We start from the raw sequence: 21,328 nt of genomic DNA, 5'->3' as shown, positions 1-21,328 counted from the left end.
CCTCCGGTTCCGTTTCCGGTCCCGGACCTAGCGCCCGACCTGCCGGCGGCCACGCATGCCGGTCATGCGCCGCGCCCTTGGCTCAGGCCGTGCCGACCGGCGCCCCGCCGACGTAGACCGCCTGAACCGCACGGTCGTCGCCCATCATGATGGTCGGGAACAGCGCCTCCCACAGGTCGTCGGCCCGCGCCGCACGCTGCGCGATGGCGGGGGTCGAAGCGAGGTCCAGCACCACAAGGTCGGCGTCCATGCCCGGAGCCAGATTGCCGATCCGGTCGTCCAGCCGCAGCGCGCGCGCCGAGCCTTGCGTCGCCAGCCAGTAAAGCTGTGCCGGATGCAGGGCGCTGCCGTTAAGCTGGCCGATCTCGTAGGCCGCCGCCATCGTCCGCAGCATCGAGAAGGAAGACCCGCCGCCGGTGTCCGTCGCCAGACCCACGCGCTGACCGGCCGCCATCAAACCGGCCATGTCGAAGATGCCCGAGCCGATGAAGGTGTTCGATGTCGGGCAGTGGATCAGCGCTGCATCGACTTCGCGCAAGCGGTCCCGTTCGCGCGGTTCCAGATGAATGGCGTGCCCGTACAGCCCGCGCCCGCCCAAAAGGCCGAACGTCTCGTAGGTATCGAGGTAATCGCGGGCGTCGGGGAACAGGTCCTTCACCCACGCGATCTCGTCGGTCTGTTCGCTGAGGTGGGTCTGCATCGGGCAGTCCGGGAACTCTGCCCACAACGCGCCCATCGCTTCGAGTTGTTCGGGGGTGGAAGTGGGCGAAAAGCGGGGCGTGATCACATAGCTCAGGCGGTCAACGCCGTGCCACGTCTTAAGCAGCGCTTTGCTTTCGTCATAGGCGCGCGCGGGCGTGTCACGCAGGCCTTCGGGCGCGTTACGGTCCATGCAGGTCTTGCCCGCCAGCGCACGTAGACCGCGCCGTTGGGCCTCGGCAAAGAAGGCATCGACGCTTTCGGGGTGGATGGTGCAGTAGCTGCAGACGGTGGTGGTTCCGTTGGACAGCGTCAGGTCGAAGTAGCGCGCGGCGATCTCGGCCGCATAATCCGCGTCGGCAAAGCGCATCTCTTCCGGAAAGGTGTAGCTGTTCAGCCAGTCGATAAGCCGCTTGCCCCAACTCGCGATCATCGCGGTCTGCGGATAGTGCGCATGGGCGTCGACGAAACCGGCGGTGATCAGCGCGTCGCCGTGGTCGGTGATTTCGGCCTGCGGATGCGCCGCGCGCAGGTCGTCCGCCGGTCCGATGGCGGCGATCCGGCCATCCTCGACCAGAACCGCCCCGCGCCGTTCATGCCGCGCGACTTCGGACAAAGGTTCGTGAAAGGGATCGCCCGCGAAAGACAGGGTCTGCCCAAGGATCAGCCGTTTCGTCATATCTCGCCCCTTCGCCGCGCCGCAGAGGACGATAGGCGTGACGCCAGTCGCCGTAAATCCGGAACTGACCCCTGTTTTCCGCGCCGGTCCCTCTATATGACGGGCGAAACGGCGAAAAGAGGCAGGCCATGGTGGAAGAAACCGCGACCGAAGAGCCCCGCGAAGAAGACCGCTATGGTCTGGGCAGAGAGCGGGTCCTAGCGATCCTCGAGGCCGCCGAGGCGGAGGATGCGGAAACCGTCAACGAGTTGATGGAGCCGCTGCACCCCGCCGACATCGCCGACCTTCTGGAACAGGTCGACAGCAGCGAGCGCGCGGCGATCCTGAGCGTACACGAGATCGACGGCGACACGCTGTCGGAACTCGACGAGTCGATTCGGGAAGAGGTGCTGGAACTTCTGTCCCCGGACGTCCTGTCCGAGGCGGTGCGTGAACTGGAATCGGACGACGTCGTCGATATCATCGAGGACCTCGAAGACGACCAGCAGAAGGTGATCCTTGACGCGCTGGAGGACAACGACCGCCTTGCCGTCGAGCAGGCGCTGTCCTACCCGGAATATTCCGCCGGGCGTCTGATGCAACGCGAGGTCGTGGCCGGCCCCGAGCACTGGACCGTGGGCGAGGCGATCGACTGGCTGCGGTCGCGCGACGATCTGCCCGATGACTTCTATCACCTGACGCTGGTCGACCCGCGCTATCACCCGGTGGGCAACGTCACGCTGGGAAAGATCCTTGCCCACAAGCGGGACGTGAAGCTGAAGGATATCGCGGAAGAGACCTTCCGCACCATCGAGGCCACCGAGAAAGAGGCCGACGTCGCCTATGCGTTCAACCAGTACCACCTGATTTCCGCGCCGGTGGTGGACGAGGACGGCAAGCTGGTCGGCGTGATCACCATCGACGATGCGATGATCGTTCTGGATGAAGAAGCTCAGGAAGACATCCTGCGTCTCGCCGGTGTCGGCGACGAGTCGAGCCTTTCGGACAAGGTGGTCGCCACGACCCGGCGGCGCGCGCCCTGGCTGGCGGTGAACCTCGCGACGGCGATCATCGCGTCGCTGGTGATCTCGCTGTTCGAGGACACCATTGCGCAATACGTGGCGCTGGCGGTGCTGATGCCGATCGTGGCGTCGATGGGCGGCAACGCGGGCACCCAGTCGTTGACGGTCGCGGTGCGGGCCATCGCGACGAAGGACCTTACCGGGTCGAACGTCCTGCGGGTCATCCGGCGCGAGGTGCTGGTGGGCGCGGTGAACGGGCTGATCTTCGCGGTCGTCATGGGCGTGGTCGGCTGGGCGTGGTTCAACGCGCCGCTGCTGGGCGCGGTCATCGCGGCGGCGATGGTGATCAACCTTGTGGTCGCAGGGCTGGCCGGGACGGTGATCCCTGTGGTGCTGGACCGCCTCAACATCGACCCGGCGCTGGCCTCGGGGACTTTCGTGACGACGGTGACGGATGTGGTGGGCTTCTTCGCCTTCCTCGGCCTCGCCGCGGTGGTCCTGCTGTGAGCGATCTTGCGGCGGCGAAAACCGCGGCGCGCGAAGCCGCATTCGCCCGCCGCAAGCAGGCTTTCGAGACCGGGGACCGAAGCGCGGGCGCCGCGCGGCTGTCGGCCTATCTCGCTCTGCACGCGGGCCTGCCCTTGGCCGGTTACATGCCGATGCGGACCGAGATCGACCCGCTTCCGGCGATGGCCCTGCACGCAGGCACGGCGCAGGTCGGCGTACCGGTGATCGAGGCCGCGGGCCTGCCGCTGCACTTTCACCTTTGGACACCCGAGACCGAGATGCAGGACGGGCCCTTCGGCGCGCGCGTTCCCGCGGACGCCCGCCCGATGACCCCCCGGATCGTCATCGTGCCGCTGGTCGCCTTTACCTGTGACGGCGCGCGGATCGGGTATGGCGGCGGCTTTTACGACCGGACGCTGGAACGTCTGCGCGCCAACGGTCCGGTTGTGGCCGTGGGCTTTGCGTGGGCCGCGCAGGAAACCGACAGCCTGCCGCTGGAACCAACGGATCAGCCTCTGGACGCCATCGTGACCGAGGCAGAGACGCTGACCTTCGCCTGACCGGCGCCCCTTGTCCGGCGCTTTCCCCTTGCCCTTGCCCCCCGCCCCGGCCTACCCCTTCACCCCATGCGAATTCTCTTCCTTGGCGATGTCGTGGGCCGTTCCGGGCGCGACGCGATCACAACCCACCTGCCGCGGCTTCGATCCGAGTGGTCGCTCGATTTCGTCGTGGTCAACGGCGAGAACGCGACCAATGGCGTCGGACTGTCCGGCGCGCATGCCAAGCTGCTTCTCGAGGCGGGCGCCGACTGCCTGACGCTGGGCGATCATGCCTTCGACCAGCGCGACATGCTGCAATTCATCGAGACCGAGCCGCGTATCGTCCGCCCGTTGAACTATGCCAAGTCCGCTCCGGGTCAGGGCGCGCGCGTGTTCGAAGCGACACGCGGCCGTAAGGTGCTGGTGACGCAGGCGCTGGGACAGGTGTTCATGAAGCGTCCGTTCGACGATCCGTTCTCGGCGCTGGAAAGAACGCTGAAGGCGCATCCGCTGGGCGGTCAGGCGCAGGCGATCCTTGTCGACATCCATTGCGAAGCGACGTCCGAGAAGATGGCGATGGGCCACTGGTGCGACGGACGCGCCTCGGTCGTGGTGGGGACGCATACCCATGTCCCGACCGGCGACGCGATGATCCTGCCGGGCGGCACCGCTTTCCAATCCGACGCGGGGATGTGCGGCGACTACAACTCTGTCATAGGGATGGAGAAGTCCGAACCGCTGCGCCGGTTCATCACGGGCATGCCCGGTGGCCGTTTCAAGCCCGCCGAGGGCGAAGGCACGGTTTCGGGCCTTTACGTCGAGACCGACGACCTGACTGGCAAGGCCACACGGGTCGAGATGGTGCGCCAGGGCGGCCGCCTTGCCCCGTCCGGGCCGGGGACGCCCAGCGCGTGAGCGACCGGGTGACCGGCTGCACGCCACGGCGGCAGAGCCACAGTGACACCCGCAATCGTGGCGCCGCCGCTTGTGCGCGGCGCGGCAGCACGTAAGGATGCGTTCCGGTTTGCAACCGACTGGCCCGACACGGACACTCGCCGAATGATCCAACCGTTCCTCACGCCCGAGACACAGGCTTTCGTGACGCTAGGCGTCGTTGCCCTGATGTTCGCGCTGTTCGTCCGCGAGGCCTTTCCGACCGAAGTCGTCGCCATCGGGGGCGTGGCGCTGATGCTGGTGCTGGGCCTTCTGCCCTATGATCGCGGGCTGGAAGTGCTTTCCAACCCTGCCCCGTGGACCATCGCCGCGATGTTCATCGTGATGGGCGCGCTGGTCCGGACAGGCGCGTTGGAGGCGTTTACCCAAAGCGCCCAAAGACGCGTGACCACCAATCCCAAGGCCACCATCGCGATGCTGATGGCCTTCGTCGTCGCCGCGTCGGCGGTGGTGAACAACACGCCGGTCGTCGTGGTCATGATCCCGGTCTTCGTGCAACTGGCGCACAAGCTGGACATGCCGGCATCGAAACTGCTGATCCCGCTGAGTTACGGCGCGATCCTTGGCGGGACGCTGACGCTGATCGGAACCTCGACGAACCTGCTGGTGGACGGTGTCGCGCGCAGCTACGGCCTTGCCCCCTTCACCATCTTCGAGGTGACGCCGCTGGGTCTGGCCCTCGTCGCATGGGGCGCGCTGTATCTGCGGGTCATCGCTCCGCGCCTGCTGCCCGCGCGGGACAGCATGGCCGACATGCTGTCGACCGGCCGGTCGCGGATGAAGTTCTTTACCGAGGCGGTGATCCCGCCCGACAGCAACCTGATCGGCCGCGAGGTGCTGGGCGTCCAACTGTTCAAGCGGGACGGCGTGCGTCTGATCGACGTGATCCGCGGCGACGAGTCCCTGCGCCGCAACCTTGACGGGGTCGAGTTGCAGGTGGGCGACCGGGTTGTCCTGCGGACGCAGATGACCGAACTTCTCAGCCTCCAGCGGAACAAGTCTTTGAAGCGCGTTGATCAGATTTCGGCGGTCGAGACGCAGACGGTCGAGGTGCTGATCACGCCGGGCTGCCGCATGGTCGGCCGGCGTCTGGGCGACCTGCGCCTGCGGCGTCGCTACGGTGTGTACCCGCTGGCCGTCCATCGCCGGAACCAGAACATCGGGCGGCAGCTGGACGACCTTGTCGTCCACGTGGGCGACACGCTGCTGCTGGAAGGCGCGGCCGAGGATATTCAGCGGCTGGCGCAGGACATGGACCTTGTCGATGTCACCCGCCCCGCCGCCCGTGGCTTCCGCCGCAGCCATGCCCCCATTGCCGTCGGTGCGCTGCTGCTGATCGTCGTGCTGGCCGCCCTTGGCGTGGCGCCGATCCTGATGTTGGCGGTGATCGCCGTGGCGACCGTGCTGATCACCCGATGCATCGACGCGGACGAGGCCTTCGGCTTTGTCGACGGGCGGTTGCTGGCGCTGATCTTCTCGATGCTGGCCATCGGCGCGGCGCTAGAGGCGACGGGGGCGGTCGAACTGATCGTGCGCGCCATCGCACCGGCTTTGACACAGTTGCCGCCGTTCTTCGTGATCTGGGCGGTGTACCTTCTAACCTCGGTGCTGACTGAATTGGTATCGAACAACGCGGTCGCCGTGGTCGTCACGCCCATCGCCATCGCTCTGGCCGACGCCATGGGCTTCGACGCGCGGCCGTTGGTGGTGGCGGTGATGGTCGCCGCCTCGGCAAGCTTCGCCACGCCCATCGGCTATCAGACCAACATGATGGTCTACGGCCCCGGCGGCTATCGGTTCACGGACTTCCTGAAAGTGGGCATACCGCTGAACCTGAGCGTCGGCCTGCTGGCCTCTGCCCTGATTCCGCTGATCTGGCCGCTGATGCCGTAGGGCCGACGGTGCGGGCGGGACTGCCGGTGTTGCCAGAGACAAAACCGCGCCGTCCGGGATGGGGCGGCGCGGGCCTTTTTCACGCTGTTTCGGGGTTACTTCGGCTTCGTCCCGCCAGCCTTCTTCGGCGCGGGTTTCTTGTCGCCCATGGGCGTTCATCCTTGGTGAATGGCGCGGCGTAATTGCCCGCCACGCGAGAATCTCAGCGCCTTTTTCCGCGAGTCTGCAATTCACATCCGCGCTGAAACACAACTCGTGATCAGACCGCCCGATTGGCCATGCGCCTGTTCACGGGCACGTTATCGCCAACAGTGACCGGATAGCGCAGTCACGCGGCTTGCCCGAACGCCTTTCCCCCGAGTAATTTCCCGGTCAGGAGCGAGGAGGATGCATACAATGGCATACGCGGACGTCTACAAGTCGTGGCAGGATGACCCAGAGGGCTACTGGCTGAAACAGGCCGAGGCCATCGACTGGGTCGAGCCGCCAAAGCAGGCGTTGTTCGACCGGGGCGACCATTTCTACGAGTGGTTCGCGGATGCCAAGGTCAATGCCTGCTGGAACGCGGTCGACCGTCATGTCGAAGCCGGACGCGGCGATCAGGTCGCGATCATCCAAGACAGCCCCGTTTCGGGCGTCACCCGCCGCATCACCTACGTGAACCTGCGCAACCGCGTGGCGCAGTTGGCGGGTGCGCTTCGGGCCAAGGGCGTCGAAAAGGGCGACCGCGTCATCATCTACATGCCGATGATCCCCGAGGCGCTGGAGGCGATGCTGGCCTGCGCGCGGATCGGCGCGGTCCATTCGGTCGTGTTCGGCGGCTTTGCCGCGAACGAGCTTGCGGTGCGGGTCGACGACTGCAAGCCCAAGTGCATCATCGCCGCCTCCTGCGGGATCGAGCCGGGGCGGATCGTTCACTACAAGCCCTTGCTGGACGGCGCGCTTGCCCTGTCCGAGCACCAGCCGGAGTTCTGCGTGATCTTCCAGCGCGAGCAGGAAGTGGCGCATCTGGAGGAAGGCCGTGACGTGAACTGGCACGGGTTCCAGTTCGGTGTCGAACCCGCCGAATGCGTGCCGGTCGAGGGCAACCACCCGGCCTACATCCTCTATACCTCGGGAACGACAGGCCAGCCGAAAGGGGTTGTCCGACCGACCGCCGGGCACCTTGTGGCTTTGAACTGGACGATGAAGAACATCTACAACGTCGATCCCGGTGACGTGTTCTGGGCCGCGTCCGACGTCGGCTGGGTCGTGGGTCACAGCTATATCTGCTATGGTCCGCTGGTCCACGGCAACACCACTATCGTCTTTGAAGGCAAACCGATCGGCACCCCTGACGCCGGTACGTTCTGGCGGGTGATCTCGGAGCACAAGGTACGCAGCTTCTTCACCGCCCCCACCGCCTTCCGCGCCGTGAAACGCGAGGACCCGAAGGGCGAGTTCATCAAGAAGTACGACCTGTCGCACCTGCGCGCGATCTACCTTGCGGGCGAGCGCGCCGATCCCGACACGATCGAGTGGACGCAGCAAATGACCGGCAAGCCGGTATACGACCACTGGTGGCAGACCGAGACCGGCTGGACCATCGCCGGCAACCCGGCAGGGATCGAGGCGCTACCGGTCAAGATCGGCTCTCCGACCGTTGCGATGCCGGGATATGACATCCGCATCCTGGATGACGAGGGCCACGAGGTCGCGCCGGGCACTCTGGGCGCCATCGCGGTCAAGCTGCCGTTGCCGCCGGGCACGCTTCCGACCCTGTGGAACGCGCCCGAGCGGTTCAAGAAATCCTACCTGTCCCACTTCCCCGGCTATTACGAGACCGGCGACGCGGGGATGAAGGACGAGGACGGCTATCTGTGGATCATGGCCCGCACCGATGACGTGATCAACGTGGCCGGACACCGCCTGTCGACGGGCGGAATGGAAGAGGTTCTGGCCTCGCACCCCGACGTCGCGGAATGCGCGGTGATCGGTGTCACGGATGCGCTGAAAGGTCAGCTGCCGATGGGCTTTGTCTGCCTGACCACCGGTGTGAACCGGCCCCATGACGAGATCGCGAAGGAATGCGTTAAGCTGGTGCGCGACAAGATCGGACCGGTGGCCGCGTTCAAGCTGGTGACGGTGGTCGACCGGCTGCCGAAGACACGATCGGGAAAGATCCTGCGGGCGACGATGGTGAAGATCGCGGACGGTCAGGATTTCAAGATGCCCGCCACCATCGACGATCCCGCGATCCTGGACGAGATCCGCGTCGCGGTCGGCGATCTTGGATACCCGCTGGCAGTCGCCAGCTGAAGAAGGAACAACGGCGGCCTCCGGAGCGATCCGGGGGCGCCGGCGTGGTTCAGTGTTCTTTCGGAAGCACTGTCGGATGGGGATCGGCGCTGTCGCCGGTCAGACCTGCAAGACGGGCTTCCGCCCCGGCAAGCCGGGCCTCCATCGCATCGAAGCGAACCTTCATCTCGCGGCGCATCTCGCGCACTTCCCGCTGAAGTTCGTACAGCATCATCACTGTACGGCTTTCCGGTGTTTCCAACATGAGCCACTCCTTACTGGGACTACCCTAGTTCCGGCGCATTGGCAGCAGCAAGTTACTGCGGGCCGATGGCAGAAAATTGACGCTAGTATGCGCTATCAAGACAACAACGCGGCAAGTACTACTTGGCCATCACACACCCAAAAGTTGTGACTTTCCAGAAAAATTGATGAAAAACAACCGAACGTAGATAAATAACAAATCAGAAAAACTGACGATAAATTGATATCTTGTGAATTAAACTTGAGGATCCTTTCGCAGTTTACAACGATACCTAAAATTAATGCTGTGAAAAATCGCTCATTCCTTCTTATCGCACCAATAATCAAGATTTATACTACATCAAGGACTTCCCCTGATTTGCATACAGGTCCGAAAGCTTTGATCTGGCGGGCAAGTCTGGAAAACCAGACCATCCCTTGCCCCGCAGAAACAAAACCCGCTTAGAAAAGCCGCAGAAACATTACATGTTTGAAGTAACCGGCGAAACAAACTTACTCTGCGTTAGCCGCGCGGCCAACGGTCAGACGAATTGTTCGCTGATCAGTCGTTCCTCAAGTCCGTGGCCGGGATCGAACATCAGCCGGTGGCGGACCGAGCGATCCGCCCGAATCTCGACCGAGGTCACCCGCTCGACCGCACGGCTGTCGGCATCGGCCATAACCGGACGCTTCTCGGGCTCCAGAACGTCGAAACGGACCGCCGCTGTCATCGGCAGCAGCGCACCGCGCCAACGGCGGGGCCGGAACGGCGCGATGGCCGTCAGCGCCAGCACGTCGGACCCGATCGGCAGGATGGGTCCGTGGGCCGAGTAGTTGTAGGCCGTCGAACCGGCCGGGGTCGACACCAGCGCGCCGTCGCAGACCAGTTCTTCCATCCGGACCCGCGTGTCGACGGTGATGCGCAGCTTCGCCGCCTGCGGACCCGCGCGCAGCAGCGATACCTCGTTTATCGCAAGCGCTTCGTGAATCCGCCCCTCTGGCGTTTCCGCCTTCATGTGAAGCGGGTGGATCACGGTTTCCTCGGCCTGTTCCAAGCGCTCGATCAGGTTGTCGTCGCTGTAGCCGTTCATCAGAAAGCCCACGGTGCCCCGGTTCATTCCGTAGACCGGGACATCCAGATGCATGGTGCCGTGCAAGGTTTGAAGCATGAAACCGTCGCCGCCCAGCGCGACGATCACGTCTGCCTCTTCCAGCTTTGCGGACCCGTAGCGCCCCGCCAGTTCGGTCAGGGCCGTCCGGGCGACCTCGGTATCGTTTGCCACGAAGGCGATCTTCTGCATCGGCGCGCTCCTTGGGTCAGATTGCAAGCGAGGAAAGAAAACACAAGGAAAACCGCCCGATGCCGCGCAAGCGACACGGCGCGTCGTTTAGGGGGCTTCATACCGGGGCCGCGGTGCGGTAAGAGGCCGGGCAAATCCAAGGCTGCCCGAAGGGAAAGTACCCATGAACGCGCCACACCGCGATTCCGGCTTCTTCACCGAAAACCTCTCTGACCGCGACCCCGAACTGTTCGGCGCCATCCAGGACGAACTGGGTCGTCAGCAGGACGAGATCGAACTGATCGCCTCCGAGAACATCGTCTCGCTGGCCGTCCTGCAGGCGCAGGGCTCGATCATGACCAACAAGTACGCCGAAGGCTATCCGGGCAAGCGCTATTACGGCGGCTGCCAGTATGTCGACGTGGCCGAGACGCTGGCCATCGAGCGCGCCAAGGAACTGTTCGGCGCGGGCTTTGCCAACGTGCAGCCGAACTCGGGTTCGCAGATGAACCAGGCCGTGTTCCTGGCGCTGCTTCAGCCGGGCGACACCTTCATGGGGCTCGACCTGAACTCGGGCGGCCACCTGACCCACGGTTCGCCGGTCAACATGTCCGGCAAGTGGTTCAACGTCGTGTCCTACGGCGTCCGCCAGCAGGACAACCTGCTGGACATGGACGAGATCCGCGCCAAGGCGCTGGAGCACAAGCCGAAGCTGATCCTCGCCGGCGGCACCGCCTATTCGCGCGAGTGGGACTGGGCCGCGTTCCGCGCCATCGCGGACGAGGTCGGCGCCTACCTGCACGTGGACATGGCGCATATCGCGGGCCTCGTGGCCGGTGGCGTCCATGCCTCGCCGGTTCCGCACGCCCACGTCGTCACCTCGACCACGCACAAATCGCTGCGTGGTCCGCGCGGCGGCCTGATCCTGACCAATGACGAGGCGATCGCGAAGAAGATCAACTCGGCCGTGTTCCCCGGTCTGCAGGGCGGGCCGCTGATGCACGCCATCGCGGGCAAGGCCGTCGCCTTTGCCGAGGCGCTGCGCCCCGAGTTCAAGGACTATGCCGCGCAGGTGAAGGCCAACGCGCGTGCAATGGCCGACCAGCTGATGAAGGGCGGCATCGACATCGTGTCGGGCGGCACCGACAACCACCTGATGCTGGCCGACCTGCGTCCCAAGGGCGTCACCGGCAAGGCCGCCGAGGCCGCGCTGGGCCGCGCGCACATCACCTGCAACAAGAACGGCGTGCCCTTCGACCCGGAGAAGCCCTTCGTGACCTCGGGCATCCGTCTGGGCACCCCCGCCGGGACCACCCGCGGTTTCGGCGAGCCGGAGTTCCGCCAGATCGCCGATTGGATCGTCGAGGTGATCGACGGGCTGGCCGCGAATGGCGAGGACGGCAACGCCGAGGTCGAGGACAAGGTGAAGGCAGAAGTCACCGCGCTGTGCCGCAAGTTCCCGATCTACCCGACTCTCTGACACTCCGAACCCCCGCGCCTAACGCGCGGGGGTTTTCCGTTTCCGGGGAGGACCCGCCATGGACCGCCCCGCGGCCGTCATCTACGACTGCGAGTTCCTGACGGCAGAAGGCGCCATGCGGCGCAATTGGTGTGGTCCGCACGATCCCGACCCGCTGCTGGCGCAGATCGGCGCGGTGCGGCTGGGGCTGGATGACGACTTTCCGGTGCTCGACACACTGAGGGTCTTCGTGGCGCCGCTGGACCGCTTTGGCGCGCCTTGCAGCCTCGACCCCTATTTCACCGATCTGACCGGCATCACGCCCGAGACCCTCGCCGCCGAAGGTCTTCCCCTGACGGAAGCGCTGCATCGCTTCACGGGTTTCGTCCACGAGGCCCCGATGTGGGCGTGGGGCAAGGATGAACTGACGGCCATCGGCATCAGCTGCTTCGTCGCGGGGATCGCCCCGCCGTTCCCCGCGAACCGCTTCGGCAATGCGGCGCAGCTTTTGTTGAAGACGGGAATGCCGCCCGAGGCGGTGACGACCACCCAAAGCAACGAGCTGGCGGATTGGCACGGCATCGAGGTGCCTGGCCGCCGTGCCCACGATGCATTGGACGATGCGCTGTCAGTGGCGCACACGCTGCGCCACCATCTGCGGACCCGTGCACTGACGCCCGAAGACCTTCTCGACACCGCGACGCAACCCGACTGAACGTCGCGCGGGCTTGGCAAGCCCGCCATGCGCGTGTTCTCCTGCCCCGCAACAAAGGAGACACCCATGGAACTCACCCCCACCGGCGCCCGCGCCTCGATCACGCCTCCCGCCGAATACTTCACTGGCCGCGTGCGGCAGGATCCCATCGTAGACGCGCCGGAACCGGCCCGCGTCCGGGCGGCCTATGTCACCTTCGAACCGCGCGCCCGCACCGCTTGGCACACGCATCCGCTGGGCCAGACGCTGCACGTCGTGTCGGGGTCGGGCCTGTTTCAGACCGAAGGCGAGAAGATCCAGGTGATCCGCCCCGGCGACACGATCTGGATTCCGCCCGGGGAACGCCACTGGCACGGCGCGGGCCCGGACACCGCGATGTGCCACCTTGCCATTCACGAGGCGCTGGACGGCAAGCACATCGACTGGGAACAGCACGTCACGGACGAAGAATACGACGGGGCGCGGGCCTAAAGGTTGCCGGACCAGACCAGCCACGCGATGAACGCGCCGGCGACGATAAGCAGGTTCATCGCGATGCCCGCGACCATCCGCAGCGCCGCGTCCCGCCGTTGTTGCGACAGGTCGACGCCGCGCGCCCAGCGCTCGCACCGCGTCGCGGCGACGTCCAGCCCGTCGGCATCGACCTGAGCTGCCAGCTTTGGATGCGCGGCGAGCTGCTGCGCCGCCACAAGCTTGCCCGCCTCGACCCGCACCCAGTGCGGCAGGCGGCGCTTGCCGTGGCGCAGCTTTTCTTCCAGCCCGTCGCCACGGATCTTCAGTTTCTTCTCGAACAAGGTCGCCAGCGCGGCGGACCGCGCGTTCAGACCATCGGTCATGTTCATTGCCCAACCCCCCGGTGTGCAGCAGACCCAAGACTACCCGGCCACCGCGGGCCCTTTCCACCCCTGCCCCCCGGCGCTATGGATCGGCCATGCTAAACACCGTTCTCACTGGCGCACCGACGCAACACCCGCCGCTTCTGATCGTGCATGGCCTGTTCGGCTCGGCGCGGAACTGGGGCGCGATCGCCAAGCGCATGGCCGAATCGCGACAGGTGATCACGGTCGACATGCGCAACCACGGACAAAGCCCGCGCGCGGACAGCCAAAGCTATCACGACATGGCGGGCGATCTGGCCGAGGTGATCATGGCGCACGGTGGGCACGCGGACGTCGTCGGGCATTCGATGGGCGGCAAGGCGGCGATGGTGCTGACTCTGACGCGCCCGGAGCTGGTGCGCCGGCTGCTGGTGGGGGACATCGCGCCGGTGGCCTATACGCATTCTCAAAGCCACCTGATCGCCGCGATGCGGGGCGTGGACCTGTCAGCCGTCTCTACGCGCAGCGACGCCGACCGGGCGCTGCAATCCGAGGTTACCGACCGGGGCACCCGCGCGTTCCTGCTGCAGTCGCTGGACGTGAAAGAGAAGATGTGGCGGCTGAATCTCGACGTGCTCGACGCCGAGATGTCGGGCATCACCGGCTGGCCGCAGATCGACGGACAGGTGGAAACCCCCGCATTGTTCCTGTCCGGCGCCGAAAGCGACTATGTGCTTCCCGAGCATCGTGAGCGTATCAAGGGCTACTTCCCCAATGCCCGCTTCGCCAAGCTTCCCGGCGCGGGCCACTGGCTGCACGCAGACAAGCCGCGCGAGTTCGTGGCAACCCTGCACACTTGGTTCGACGCCTAGGACGACAGCCCCCGCGCGATCAGCCACGACGCGGGCACCGACACCACCAGACCCAGCGCCGCCGCCGTGACCAGCGGAACAAGCGTGTCGTATCCGGTGACAAGCGCCACCACCACGAAGGTCCCCATCAGCGTTGTCGCGATCATCGAGAACAAGGTCATCGCCAGCCTGAGCATCCTGGCCTCCATCCTGCGTTTCAGTCTCGGGCGCGAACATGCATTCACGGAAAAGAATGTTTCGTTGACCCAGATCAAGCCCGCGCCGATGCCCCTGACACTCGCATAAAGAGAGCCGGGATATACCGAATCCCGTTCAAATTCCGGACAACCTGACTTGCCTGAACACAGAGGGTCATGCGAAAATCGCTGCAAGTGCATTTTCGGAGGCTTCATCCATGTTCGTCAAAGACTTGACCCTTGCCCTCGGCCTGGCTTTGGCCGCTTTCGCCGGCCCCACCCACGCGCAGGACGGAACCCTGTGGAAGTCGGTGGGCGACTGGGACATCTCGGTCGACGCGACCATCGGCAATGGCTGCTACGCATTGGCATCCTGGAACGGCGGCACCGTGCTTCGCATCGGCCGCAATCCCGAGAAGGACAATTTCTATTTTCTGATTGGCAACGACAAATGGACCTCGCTGCGGGACGAACAGGCGTATGACCTGCAAATCCGGTTCGGCAGCCGGCCTGTCTGGGACGTTTCGGCCACCGGGCTTCAGTTCAATCCGGGCGAGACCGTCTATCTGCACGCGCAGTCGACCAAGATGGAATTCATCAACGAATTCCAGGCCGCGCTGAATATGTCTATCTCTTACAACGGCGCCGAAATCGACAATCTGAAGCTGACCGGATCGCGCCGGGCGTGGGACGAGGTCGAGAACTGCCAGCGCGAGCAATCGCGCGTCGCGCCGCGGCTTGAAGATGAAACGGCCGGCGATCCGTTCTCGGACGATCCGTTCTCTACGGGCGGGCAGTCGAAGAACAGCGGCTCGAAAAAGCGGAACTAACGGCGGATCTCGAAACCGCCGGCGGACTCTCCGTCGGCGGCGATCGTGGCGCTGCGGGTTTCCACCGCGTCCACCCGGGCGCGGTCCGGGCCTTGGTGCAACAGGTCGACCATTCTTTTGACGGTTGCCTCGGGTCCGACCAGCAGCGCGCGAACCGCTCCGTCGGGCTCGTTCCTGACCCAGCCCCGCAGGCCCAGCGCGACGGCCTGTTCCCGTGTCCAGGCGCGGAACCAGACACCCTGCACCTTGCCGGTCACCCGCGCCTCGATCAGCGTGTCGGCCACTGGTCTCAGTCCAACTCGGTCCAGGGCCAGGGCTTCACGTCGCTTGCCGCTGTCTGATAGCGCGCGGCCTTGGCGATCCAGATGCCCAGCGACTCGCCGAACTCGGCCAGACGCGGGTTCGGCTCGCCCTTGTTGATCACCATCACGACGAACTGGATCACCGTCGCAACGCCAAGCACCGTGCTGGCCAGCGACAGCATCACCCAGATCAGGATCATGAAGACCAGCCGGATGAACAGGCCATCCTTCTCGCGCGGTTCGAACTGAGGGCCGCTCACACGCCCTTGGAACTTGTCATGTTCATCGCTCATCGCACCGCCTCCACGACCCATCGGATTCGGCGCTCATGTTAGGCGGGTGGCGGACGGACGCAAGATCGGCAGGTACGGGCCCCTACCGTCGCAGAAGCTTCACATGGCGCGGCTAAGCCAATGGCAGCACAGGGAGACCGTCGCCATGCCAACCGACTACGACCTAGACAAAGCCTATGAAATTGACGGCCCCGAGGATGCAAAGCGTCTGTACGGGAACTGGGCGGCCAGCTACGACGACAGCTTTGGCGAGGGCTGGGGCTATGTCGCGCCGCGCGAGATCGCCCACATCTTCCTGTCGGACATGCGCGAGAACCAGCCCGTTCTGGACATCGGCGCCGGGACCGGGCTTGTCGCCGAGCACCTGCGCGACCTGACGGTAGACGGCATCGACATCGCGCCCGAGATGTTGGCCCGCGCCGAGGCGAAGGGCCTCTACCGCCGCCGCATCCTTGGCGACCTGACGCAAACGCTTCAGATGCCGGACGGGGTCTATGGCGGCGTGGTGTCCTGCGGGACCTTCACCCATGGCCACGTCGGGCCGGTCTGCCTGCCCGAATTGCTGCGCGTTACCCGCGCGGGGGCGCTGTTCGCCTGCGGCACCATCCCGGCGGTGCTGGATGGCATGGGCTTCGGTTCGGCGCTGGCGACGCTTGTGGCGCAGGGCGCGATCACGCCCGTCACCTTCCGCGAGATCGCGATCTACGAGGGCGCGGACCACCCGCACAAGGACGACCGGGGACTGGTCATGGTGTTCCGCAAGCTCTGACTTCCCACGCCCGTCAGCGCGCCATGCAATCCGTGCATGGCGGCCATCCAATTTCCATGCTGATCGCATGCTTGCCCCAAAGCTGTGCCCCAGATAGCTCTTTCGTCAGGGAGATGCGAAACACGGGATCTTCCGGTCCCCCAAGCTCGGAAAGCAGGTCACTATGACCGATCAGACAGTCGCCGTCGCCGGCACGCAACCGGTTGGCGTCGAACGGGTCATTTCGCCCCGCGCCGTCCTTTTCGCCCTGTCGATGGGCGGCTTCGCCATCGGCACCACCGAATTCGCCGCGATGGCGCTTTTGCCGAACTTCGCCGCCGACCTCGGCGTGTCCGAAGCGCGCGCCGCCGACGCGATCAGCGCCTATGCGCTGGGGGTCGTCGTGGGGGCGCCGGTTCTGGCCGTCGCTGGCGCCCGGATGCGCAAGCGCATGCTGCTGATCTGGCTAATGCTGGCCTTCGCGGTGTTCAACACCCTGTCGGCCATGGCGCCCAGCTTTGGCCTGTTCACCGCCTCGCGCTTCCTGTCGGGCCTGCCGCATGGCGCCTACTTCGGCGTGGCCGCCTTGGTCGCCGCGTCCGTCGTTCCGCGCAACAAGCGGGCGTCGGCGGTGTCGAAGGTCTTCGTCGGCCTGACGATCGCCACGACCGTGGGCGTGCCGGCGGCAAGCTGGCTGAGCCAGTACATCGGATGGCGCGCGGGCTTCGTGCTGGTGGGCGCGCTGTCACTTGCCACCGCAGTCGCCGTTCATCTGAAAGCGCCGCGCACCCCGGCGGACCCGAACGCCGACCCGTTGAAGGAACTCGGCGCGCTGAAGAACCGGCAGGTGCTTTTGACGCTGCTGACCGGCGCCATCGGCTTTGGCGGGTTCTTCGCCGTTTACACCTACATCGCATCGACGGTGAAAACGACGCTGGGCGGGTCCGAGACCGAGGTCGCGCTGATGCTGATGATCGCGGGCCTCGGCATGATGATCTTCAACCTCGTGATGGGTCACCTTGCCGACAAGGCAATGAATGCTACGGCCTATATCGCGTTCGGCGGCGGCATCATCGTCTTGACCCTGTTCCCGCTGGCGGTGAACTACGGCTTCTGGGCGATGGGCCTTGTGATCCTGTTCATGGGGGTCCTCGGCGGCGTGTCCACCGTGATGCAGACCCGGCTGATGAATGTCGCAGGCGACGCGCAGCAATTGGCCGCCTCGCTTCATCACGCGGCGTTCAATACGGCGAACGCGCTTGGCCCCTTCCTTGCCGCCCGCGCCGTGGACGCCGGCCATGGCTTCCCCGCCTCCGGTTACGTGGGCGCCGGGCTGAGTGCGGCGGGCCTTGTGCTGTTCGCCATCACCCTTTGGGACGCACGCCGCACCGGCATCGAGTGACGCCGGCGCGATTGTCTGGCGGCGGACTTATTCTGCCGCCAGCACCATGTCGATCATCCGCTGGGTGCCGCGACTGAACTCCAGCGGGCACGGATAGGCCGCCTCGCCGCGCACGGCGCGGCCAAAGTTCTCGACCTGCAGGACGTAGTGGTTCACGCCGGGCCAGCGTTCGGTCGTGACCTGCATGCCTTCGCGCTCCACCGTCACCTGCGCAAGTCCGAAGACATTGGCGTTGAACGGGCAGGTTACCTTCATCACGCCCGCCTCGCCGTGGAACGTCATCTCTTGGCGCGGGAACATCCGCATCGAGGTGATCGAGGAATAGCGGAAGGATGGGAAGTCGGCGGTGACATGAGCAAAGACGTCCACACCGTTCTCGCGCCGGATGGTCGACTGCACCGTCTCGGGTTCTTCGCCGGTGACGAACCGGGCCGAGCCGAAAGTATAGACGCCGATGTCGGGCAATGATCCGCCACCGGTTTCGGGCTTGTTGCGGATGTTGCCGGGGTCGGCGCGGTTGTCGTACGAGAACACGCCGTCGACCAGCACCAGCTTGCCGATGGCGCCGCTTTCATACAGCTCTTTCGCGCGCTGCCACTGGGGGTGGTGCACGATCATGTAGGCCTCTGCCGCCAACAGCCCCGCCTTGTCCCGCGCGGCGATCAGGGTGTCGAACTCTGCCTCGGCCATGCTGATCGGCTTTTCCGTCAGGACGTGCTTGCCCGCTTCCAGCGCCTTCACCGTCCATTCCACGTGCAGGTGGTTCGGCAGCGGGACATAGACCGCGTCGATCTCGGGGTCGGCGAGCAGGTCGCCATAGCTGCCGTGGACCTTCAGGTCGGGGCAGAACGCCTTGAAGCCTTCGGCCTTGTCCGGAGACGAGGTCGCCAGCGCCGACAGCTTTGCCCCGCTTGCGGCGTGGATCGCCGGCGCCATGTGGTTCTTCGCGAAATTCGCGGCGCCCAGAACGCCCCAACGGATCGGATCGGCCATATCATCACTCCCATGAAAGATTTGGCCGGACGGTAGCGCAACCATCGCCGGGCCGAAAGGTCAGACCCAGACGCGCGCCATTGCCCTCACCCTTGCTTCCAGCTCGTCGAGCCGGGCGCGCAGTTCGGCGCCGACAGGGCCTTCGCGCGGGGCATCCCGCAGGGTTTCGAACAGCAAGGGAGAAGGGTTGCGGGCCCGGCTGTTGCCCGTCCAATGGATCGCCCGCATGACTTCTTCCGCCTCGACCGGCAGGCGGTCCGGGATCTCTTGTCGGGTCAGTGTGCCCCATACCCCGGTCCAGCACCGGCCCACCGACCATGGGTTGTAGCCGCCCCCGCCCAGCACAAGATAGCGCGGGGTAAGCGGCCTTAGCGCCGCCACCACCTCCCAATGTGCGTTGTTCGACAGCGCGAGGCGGGACAGCGGGTCTTCCTCCAGCGCGTCCGATCCGCATTGCAGGACCACCGCATCGGGACGAAAAGCGGCGACGGCGGGCAGGATCAGCGCTTGCAGCACGGCCCGCATCTCGGAGTCGTTGAACCCGCGCGGGACCGGCAGATTAAAGACCTGCCCGCCACCCTGATCCTCTAGCCCTCCGGTGAAGGGCCAGCGGCGTTCCTCGTGGACCGAGATCATCAGGGTGTCGGGATCGTTGGCGAAGGCGGCTTCCACCCCGTCGGGGTGATGCGCGTCGATGTCCACATAGGCCACCCGGCGCACGCCGCGCGCCCGCATCGACAGGATCGCCAGCACCGGGTCGTTCAGATAGCAGAAGCCGTTCGCCCGGTCGGGCATGCCGTGGTGGGTGCCGCCCGCGGGATTGTAGATCACGCCGCCGCCCGCCAGCAGTTCGCCGGCAAGGATCGACCCGCCCGCCGCCGTCGCGGGGCGGCGGTACATCTCGGGGAACACGGGGTTCGAGGTTGTACCCAGCCCATGCCGGTCGCGGGTCTCGTCGGTGACGCGCTGTTCCGCCTCTGCCCGCACCAGCGCGTCAAGATAGCCGGGACTGTGCCACGCGGCCAAAGCGGCGGGTTTGGCGCGCGGACTGGTGACGAAGCGGTCGCGCGGCAGCCAGCCCATCGCGCGGGACATGTCCATCACCGTCGACACGCGCGGCACCCTCAGCGGATGCCAGCCGCCATAGCTGGACGTACGATAGATCTCGGCGCCGATGAACCGGGGGCCGGCGTCGGCGATTGGTTCACTCGTCAGCATATCTGCCCGTTGTGTCATAGGGCCGGATCATTGGACGGCGCTTCCTCGTTTCGCTGTCCGCGTGGCGGACCTTCTGCGCTTAAGATTGGTCGCGCGGCGCCGTTGTCTATCCTGAAACGGCACGGGTCCATGCGTGGCCGACGGCAACCGACAGGTGACCCGCGCGGAAACCCTGACGCACCGCCGCAGCTTGCATTCCGCCCGGCGTCGAATATCTACATAATATCGACATCACTCCGGGACCGGAAATGATCCGCTACGCGCTGAAATGCAACGAAGACCACGGGTTCGAAAGCTGGTTCGCCAGCGCCGAGGCGTTCGACAAGCTGTGCGCGGGCGGGATGGTGGCCTGCCCGGAATGTGGCTCGACCGAGGTGCGCAAGGTGCTGATGGCGCCGGGCGTCCAGACCGCGCGGAAGAAGACCGCCAAGCCCAAGGAAGAAAGCCTGAGCGCACCCGCGTCCGAGATGGAAACGAAGCTTACCGAACTTCGCAAACACGTCGAGAAGACGTCGGACTATGTGGGCATGGGGTTCGCGTCGGAAGCGCGCAAGATGCACGAGGGCGAGATCCCGCACCGGTCGATCTATGGCGAGGCGAAGCCCGAAGAAGCCAAGCGCCTGATCGAGGACGGCGTGCCGGTCGCGCCCCTGCCCTTCCGCCCCACCCGCAAGTCCAACTGATCCCTTGCGCCTGATGGCCGCGCCGCTAGGGTCACGGCCATGACAACACTCATTACAGGCGCGAACCGCGGCATTGGCCGCGCTCTTTTCGACAGCTACCTTGCCGACGGCACCGACGTGATCGGGACCAGCCGCGGCGCGACCCCGCCCGAAGGCAACTGGCTGACGCTTGACGTCACCGACCCCGCGGCGCACCGGGTCGTGGCCGAGCGGATGCAGGGCAAGCCGCTGGACCTGCTGGTGTGCAATGCGGGCGTCTATCTGGACAAGGGACAGTCTTTGAACGCGGGCTACCCGGCGGCGATGTGGGCCGACAGCTTCGCGGCGAACGTGACCGGCGTGTTTCTGACGGTGCAGGCTTTGCTTCCCTCGCTGCGCCTCTCCGAAGCGGGGCGGATCGCGATCATCTCCAGCCAGATGGCCAGCCATGTCCGCGCGCCGGGCGGGTCGCTGATCTACCGCGCATCGAAAGCCGCGGCGCTGAACCTCGGGCGCAACCTGTCGACCGAGTTGAAGCCCGAAGGCATCGCTGTCGGCATCTATCACCCGGGCTGGGTCCGCACCGACATGGGCGGCACCGGCGCCGACATCTCGGAAGCCGAAAGCGCCGCCGGGCTTCGCGCGCGGTTCGAGGAACTCTGCGTCGAGACGACAGGCCGTTTCCTGACATGGGACGGGCGAGAGCATCCCTATTGATGCGAGGCTTGCGGGCCTAGACGGCAGGACCGCGCAGAGCCGCCATCGCGG

General features: G+C 65.5%; 23 protein-coding genes. 14 read left to right on the top strand and 9 right to left on the bottom strand.

What is annotated here, in order from left to right; genetic code table 11:
- Positions 1-82 precede the first annotated feature (82 nt).
- Entirely contained in the window at positions 83-1,378 is a 1,296-nt protein-coding gene (gene guaD / locus ACP156_RS14355) for a guanine deaminase (protein WP_425052044.1), read from the bottom strand.
- Between the two features lie 128 nt (positions 1,379-1,506).
- On the opposite strand from guaD, the gene mgtE reads away from it, so the two are divergent.
- The 5 genes from mgtE to prpE all read left to right on the top strand — a co-directional run bounded on the left by mgtE (position 1,507) and on the right by prpE (position 8,570).
- Positions 1,507-2,886, top strand: a complete 1,380-nt coding sequence (gene mgtE / locus ACP156_RS14350) for a magnesium transporter (RefSeq protein ID WP_425052043.1) — start codon at positions 1,507-1,509, stop codon at positions 2,884-2,886.
- Positions 2,883-3,446 carry a 5-formyltetrahydrofolate cyclo-ligase gene (locus ACP156_RS14345; RefSeq protein ID WP_425052042.1) on the top strand — a complete coding sequence of 188 codons (564 nt, stop codon included), beginning with the start codon at positions 2,883-2,885 and terminating at the stop codon, positions 3,444-3,446. The genes mgtE and ACP156_RS14345 overlap by 4 nt, the downstream gene beginning before the upstream one ends.
- Before the next feature lie 66 nt (positions 3,447-3,512).
- Complete coding sequence (locus ACP156_RS14340) at positions 3,513-4,340, top strand: TIGR00282 family metallophosphoesterase (RefSeq protein WP_425052041.1); 828 nt, start codon at positions 3,513-3,515, stop codon at positions 4,338-4,340.
- A gap of 144 nt (positions 4,341-4,484) precedes the next feature.
- Positions 4,485-6,272, top strand: a complete 1,788-nt coding sequence (locus tag ACP156_RS14335) for an SLC13 family permease (RefSeq protein WP_425052040.1) — start codon at positions 4,485-4,487, stop codon at positions 6,270-6,272.
- A gap of 396 nt (positions 6,273-6,668) precedes the next feature.
- On the top strand, positions 6,669-8,570 hold the full coding sequence (gene prpE, locus ACP156_RS14330) for a propionate-CoA ligase PrpE (RefSeq protein WP_425052039.1): 1,902 nt from the start codon (positions 6,669-6,671) through the stop codon (positions 8,568-8,570).
- A gap of 49 nt (positions 8,571-8,619) precedes the next feature.
- Here the strand turns inward: prpE and ACP156_RS14325 are convergent, their stop codons facing one another.
- Positions 8,620-8,814 carry a hypothetical protein gene (locus ACP156_RS14325; protein WP_425052038.1) on the bottom strand — a complete coding sequence of 65 codons (195 nt, stop codon included), beginning with the start codon at positions 8,812-8,814 and terminating at the stop codon, positions 8,620-8,622.
- Positions 8,815-9,334: 520 nt separating this feature from the next.
- A complete protein-coding gene (locus tag ACP156_RS14320) occupies positions 9,335-10,093 on the bottom strand; it encodes an NAD kinase (protein ID WP_425052037.1) in 759 nt (252 codons plus the stop codon).
- Positions 10,094-10,256: 163 nt separating this feature from the next.
- On the opposite strand from ACP156_RS14320, the gene glyA reads away from it, so the two are divergent.
- The 3 genes from glyA to ACP156_RS14305 all read left to right on the top strand — a co-directional run bounded on the left by glyA (position 10,257) and on the right by ACP156_RS14305 (position 12,717).
- Positions 10,257-11,552, top strand: a complete 1,296-nt coding sequence (gene glyA, locus ACP156_RS14315) for a serine hydroxymethyltransferase (protein WP_425052036.1) — start codon at positions 10,257-10,259, stop codon at positions 11,550-11,552.
- A gap of 58 nt (positions 11,553-11,610) precedes the next feature.
- On the top strand, positions 11,611-12,246 hold the full coding sequence (locus ACP156_RS14310; RefSeq protein ID WP_425052035.1) for an exonuclease: 636 nt from the start codon (positions 11,611-11,613) through the stop codon (positions 12,244-12,246).
- A 66-nt stretch (positions 12,247-12,312) separates the two neighbouring features.
- Positions 12,313-12,717, top strand: a complete 405-nt coding sequence (locus tag ACP156_RS14305; protein WP_425052034.1) for a (R)-mandelonitrile lyase — start codon at positions 12,313-12,315, stop codon at positions 12,715-12,717.
- On the opposite strand, the gene ACP156_RS14300 is transcribed toward ACP156_RS14305, so the two are convergent.
- A complete protein-coding gene (locus ACP156_RS14300) occupies positions 12,714-13,088 on the bottom strand; it encodes a hypothetical protein (RefSeq protein ID WP_425052033.1) in 375 nt (124 codons plus the stop codon). The genes ACP156_RS14305 and ACP156_RS14300 overlap by 4 nt on opposite strands.
- Before the next feature lie 89 nt (positions 13,089-13,177).
- Here ACP156_RS14300 and ACP156_RS14295 point away from each other — a divergent pair, with 89 nt between their 5' ends.
- Complete coding sequence (locus ACP156_RS14295; protein ID WP_425052032.1) at positions 13,178-13,936, top strand: alpha/beta fold hydrolase; 759 nt, start codon at positions 13,178-13,180, stop codon at positions 13,934-13,936.
- On the opposite strand, the gene ACP156_RS14290 is transcribed toward ACP156_RS14295, so the two are convergent.
- A complete protein-coding gene (locus tag ACP156_RS14290) occupies positions 13,933-14,124 on the bottom strand; it encodes a CTP synthetase (RefSeq protein ID WP_425052031.1) in 192 nt (63 codons plus the stop codon). The genes ACP156_RS14295 and ACP156_RS14290 overlap by 4 nt on opposite strands.
- A gap of 206 nt (positions 14,125-14,330) precedes the next feature.
- Between ACP156_RS14290 and ACP156_RS14285 the strand changes: the two genes are divergently transcribed.
- Positions 14,331-14,942, top strand: coding sequence for a hypothetical protein (locus ACP156_RS14285; RefSeq protein WP_425052030.1), 612 nt, complete (start codon positions 14,331-14,333; stop codon positions 14,940-14,942).
- Here ACP156_RS14285 and ACP156_RS14280 read toward each other — a convergent pair.
- Positions 14,939-15,226, bottom strand: coding sequence for an acylphosphatase (locus ACP156_RS14280; protein ID WP_425052029.1), 288 nt, complete (start codon positions 15,224-15,226; stop codon positions 14,939-14,941). The genes ACP156_RS14285 and ACP156_RS14280 overlap by 4 nt on opposite strands.
- A gap of 5 nt (positions 15,227-15,231) precedes the next feature.
- Positions 15,232-15,537 (bottom strand): DUF4389 domain-containing protein, encoded by a 306-nt coding sequence (locus ACP156_RS14275; protein ID WP_425052028.1) that lies wholly within the window; start codon positions 15,535-15,537, stop codon positions 15,232-15,234.
- A gap of 145 nt (positions 15,538-15,682) precedes the next feature.
- Between ACP156_RS14275 and ACP156_RS14270 the strand changes: the two genes are divergently transcribed.
- On the top strand, positions 15,683-16,306 hold the full coding sequence (locus ACP156_RS14270) for a class I SAM-dependent DNA methyltransferase (RefSeq protein ID WP_425052027.1): 624 nt from the start codon (positions 15,683-15,685) through the stop codon (positions 16,304-16,306).
- A gap of 163 nt (positions 16,307-16,469) precedes the next feature.
- Positions 16,470-17,687, top strand: coding sequence for an MFS transporter (locus tag ACP156_RS14265; protein ID WP_425052026.1), 1,218 nt, complete (start codon positions 16,470-16,472; stop codon positions 17,685-17,687).
- 27 nt (positions 17,688-17,714) lie between these two features.
- Here the strand turns inward: ACP156_RS14265 and ACP156_RS14260 are convergent, their stop codons facing one another.
- A complete protein-coding gene (locus ACP156_RS14260; protein WP_425052025.1) occupies positions 17,715-18,680 on the bottom strand; it encodes a Gfo/Idh/MocA family protein in 966 nt (321 codons plus the stop codon).
- Between the two features lie 60 nt (positions 18,681-18,740).
- Positions 18,741-19,898 carry an acetoin utilization protein AcuC gene (locus ACP156_RS14255; RefSeq protein WP_425052024.1) on the bottom strand — a complete coding sequence of 386 codons (1,158 nt, stop codon included), beginning with the start codon at positions 19,896-19,898 and terminating at the stop codon, positions 18,741-18,743.
- A 248-nt stretch (positions 19,899-20,146) separates the two neighbouring features.
- Here ACP156_RS14255 and ACP156_RS14250 point away from each other — a divergent pair, with 248 nt between their 5' ends.
- Both ACP156_RS14250 and ACP156_RS14245 read left to right on the top strand, forming a co-directional pair.
- Positions 20,147-20,581: a DUF1178 family protein gene (locus ACP156_RS14250; protein WP_425052023.1), complete on the top strand. Its 435-nt coding sequence runs from the start codon at positions 20,147-20,149 to the stop codon at positions 20,579-20,581.
- Between the two features lie 39 nt (positions 20,582-20,620).
- Positions 20,621-21,277, top strand: a complete 657-nt coding sequence (locus ACP156_RS14245) for an SDR family NAD(P)-dependent oxidoreductase (protein ID WP_425052022.1) — start codon at positions 20,621-20,623, stop codon at positions 21,275-21,277.
- Positions 21,278-21,328: the final 51 nt, after the last annotated feature.

This window comes from Psychromarinibacter sp. S121, from assembly GCF_049801035.1.
Taxonomy (GTDB): domain Bacteria; phylum Pseudomonadota; class Alphaproteobacteria; order Rhodobacterales; family Rhodobacteraceae; genus Psychromarinibacter.
The sequence above is the reverse complement of the archived record's forward strand: the minus strand, read 5'-3'. Positions and strand labels throughout refer to the sequence as shown.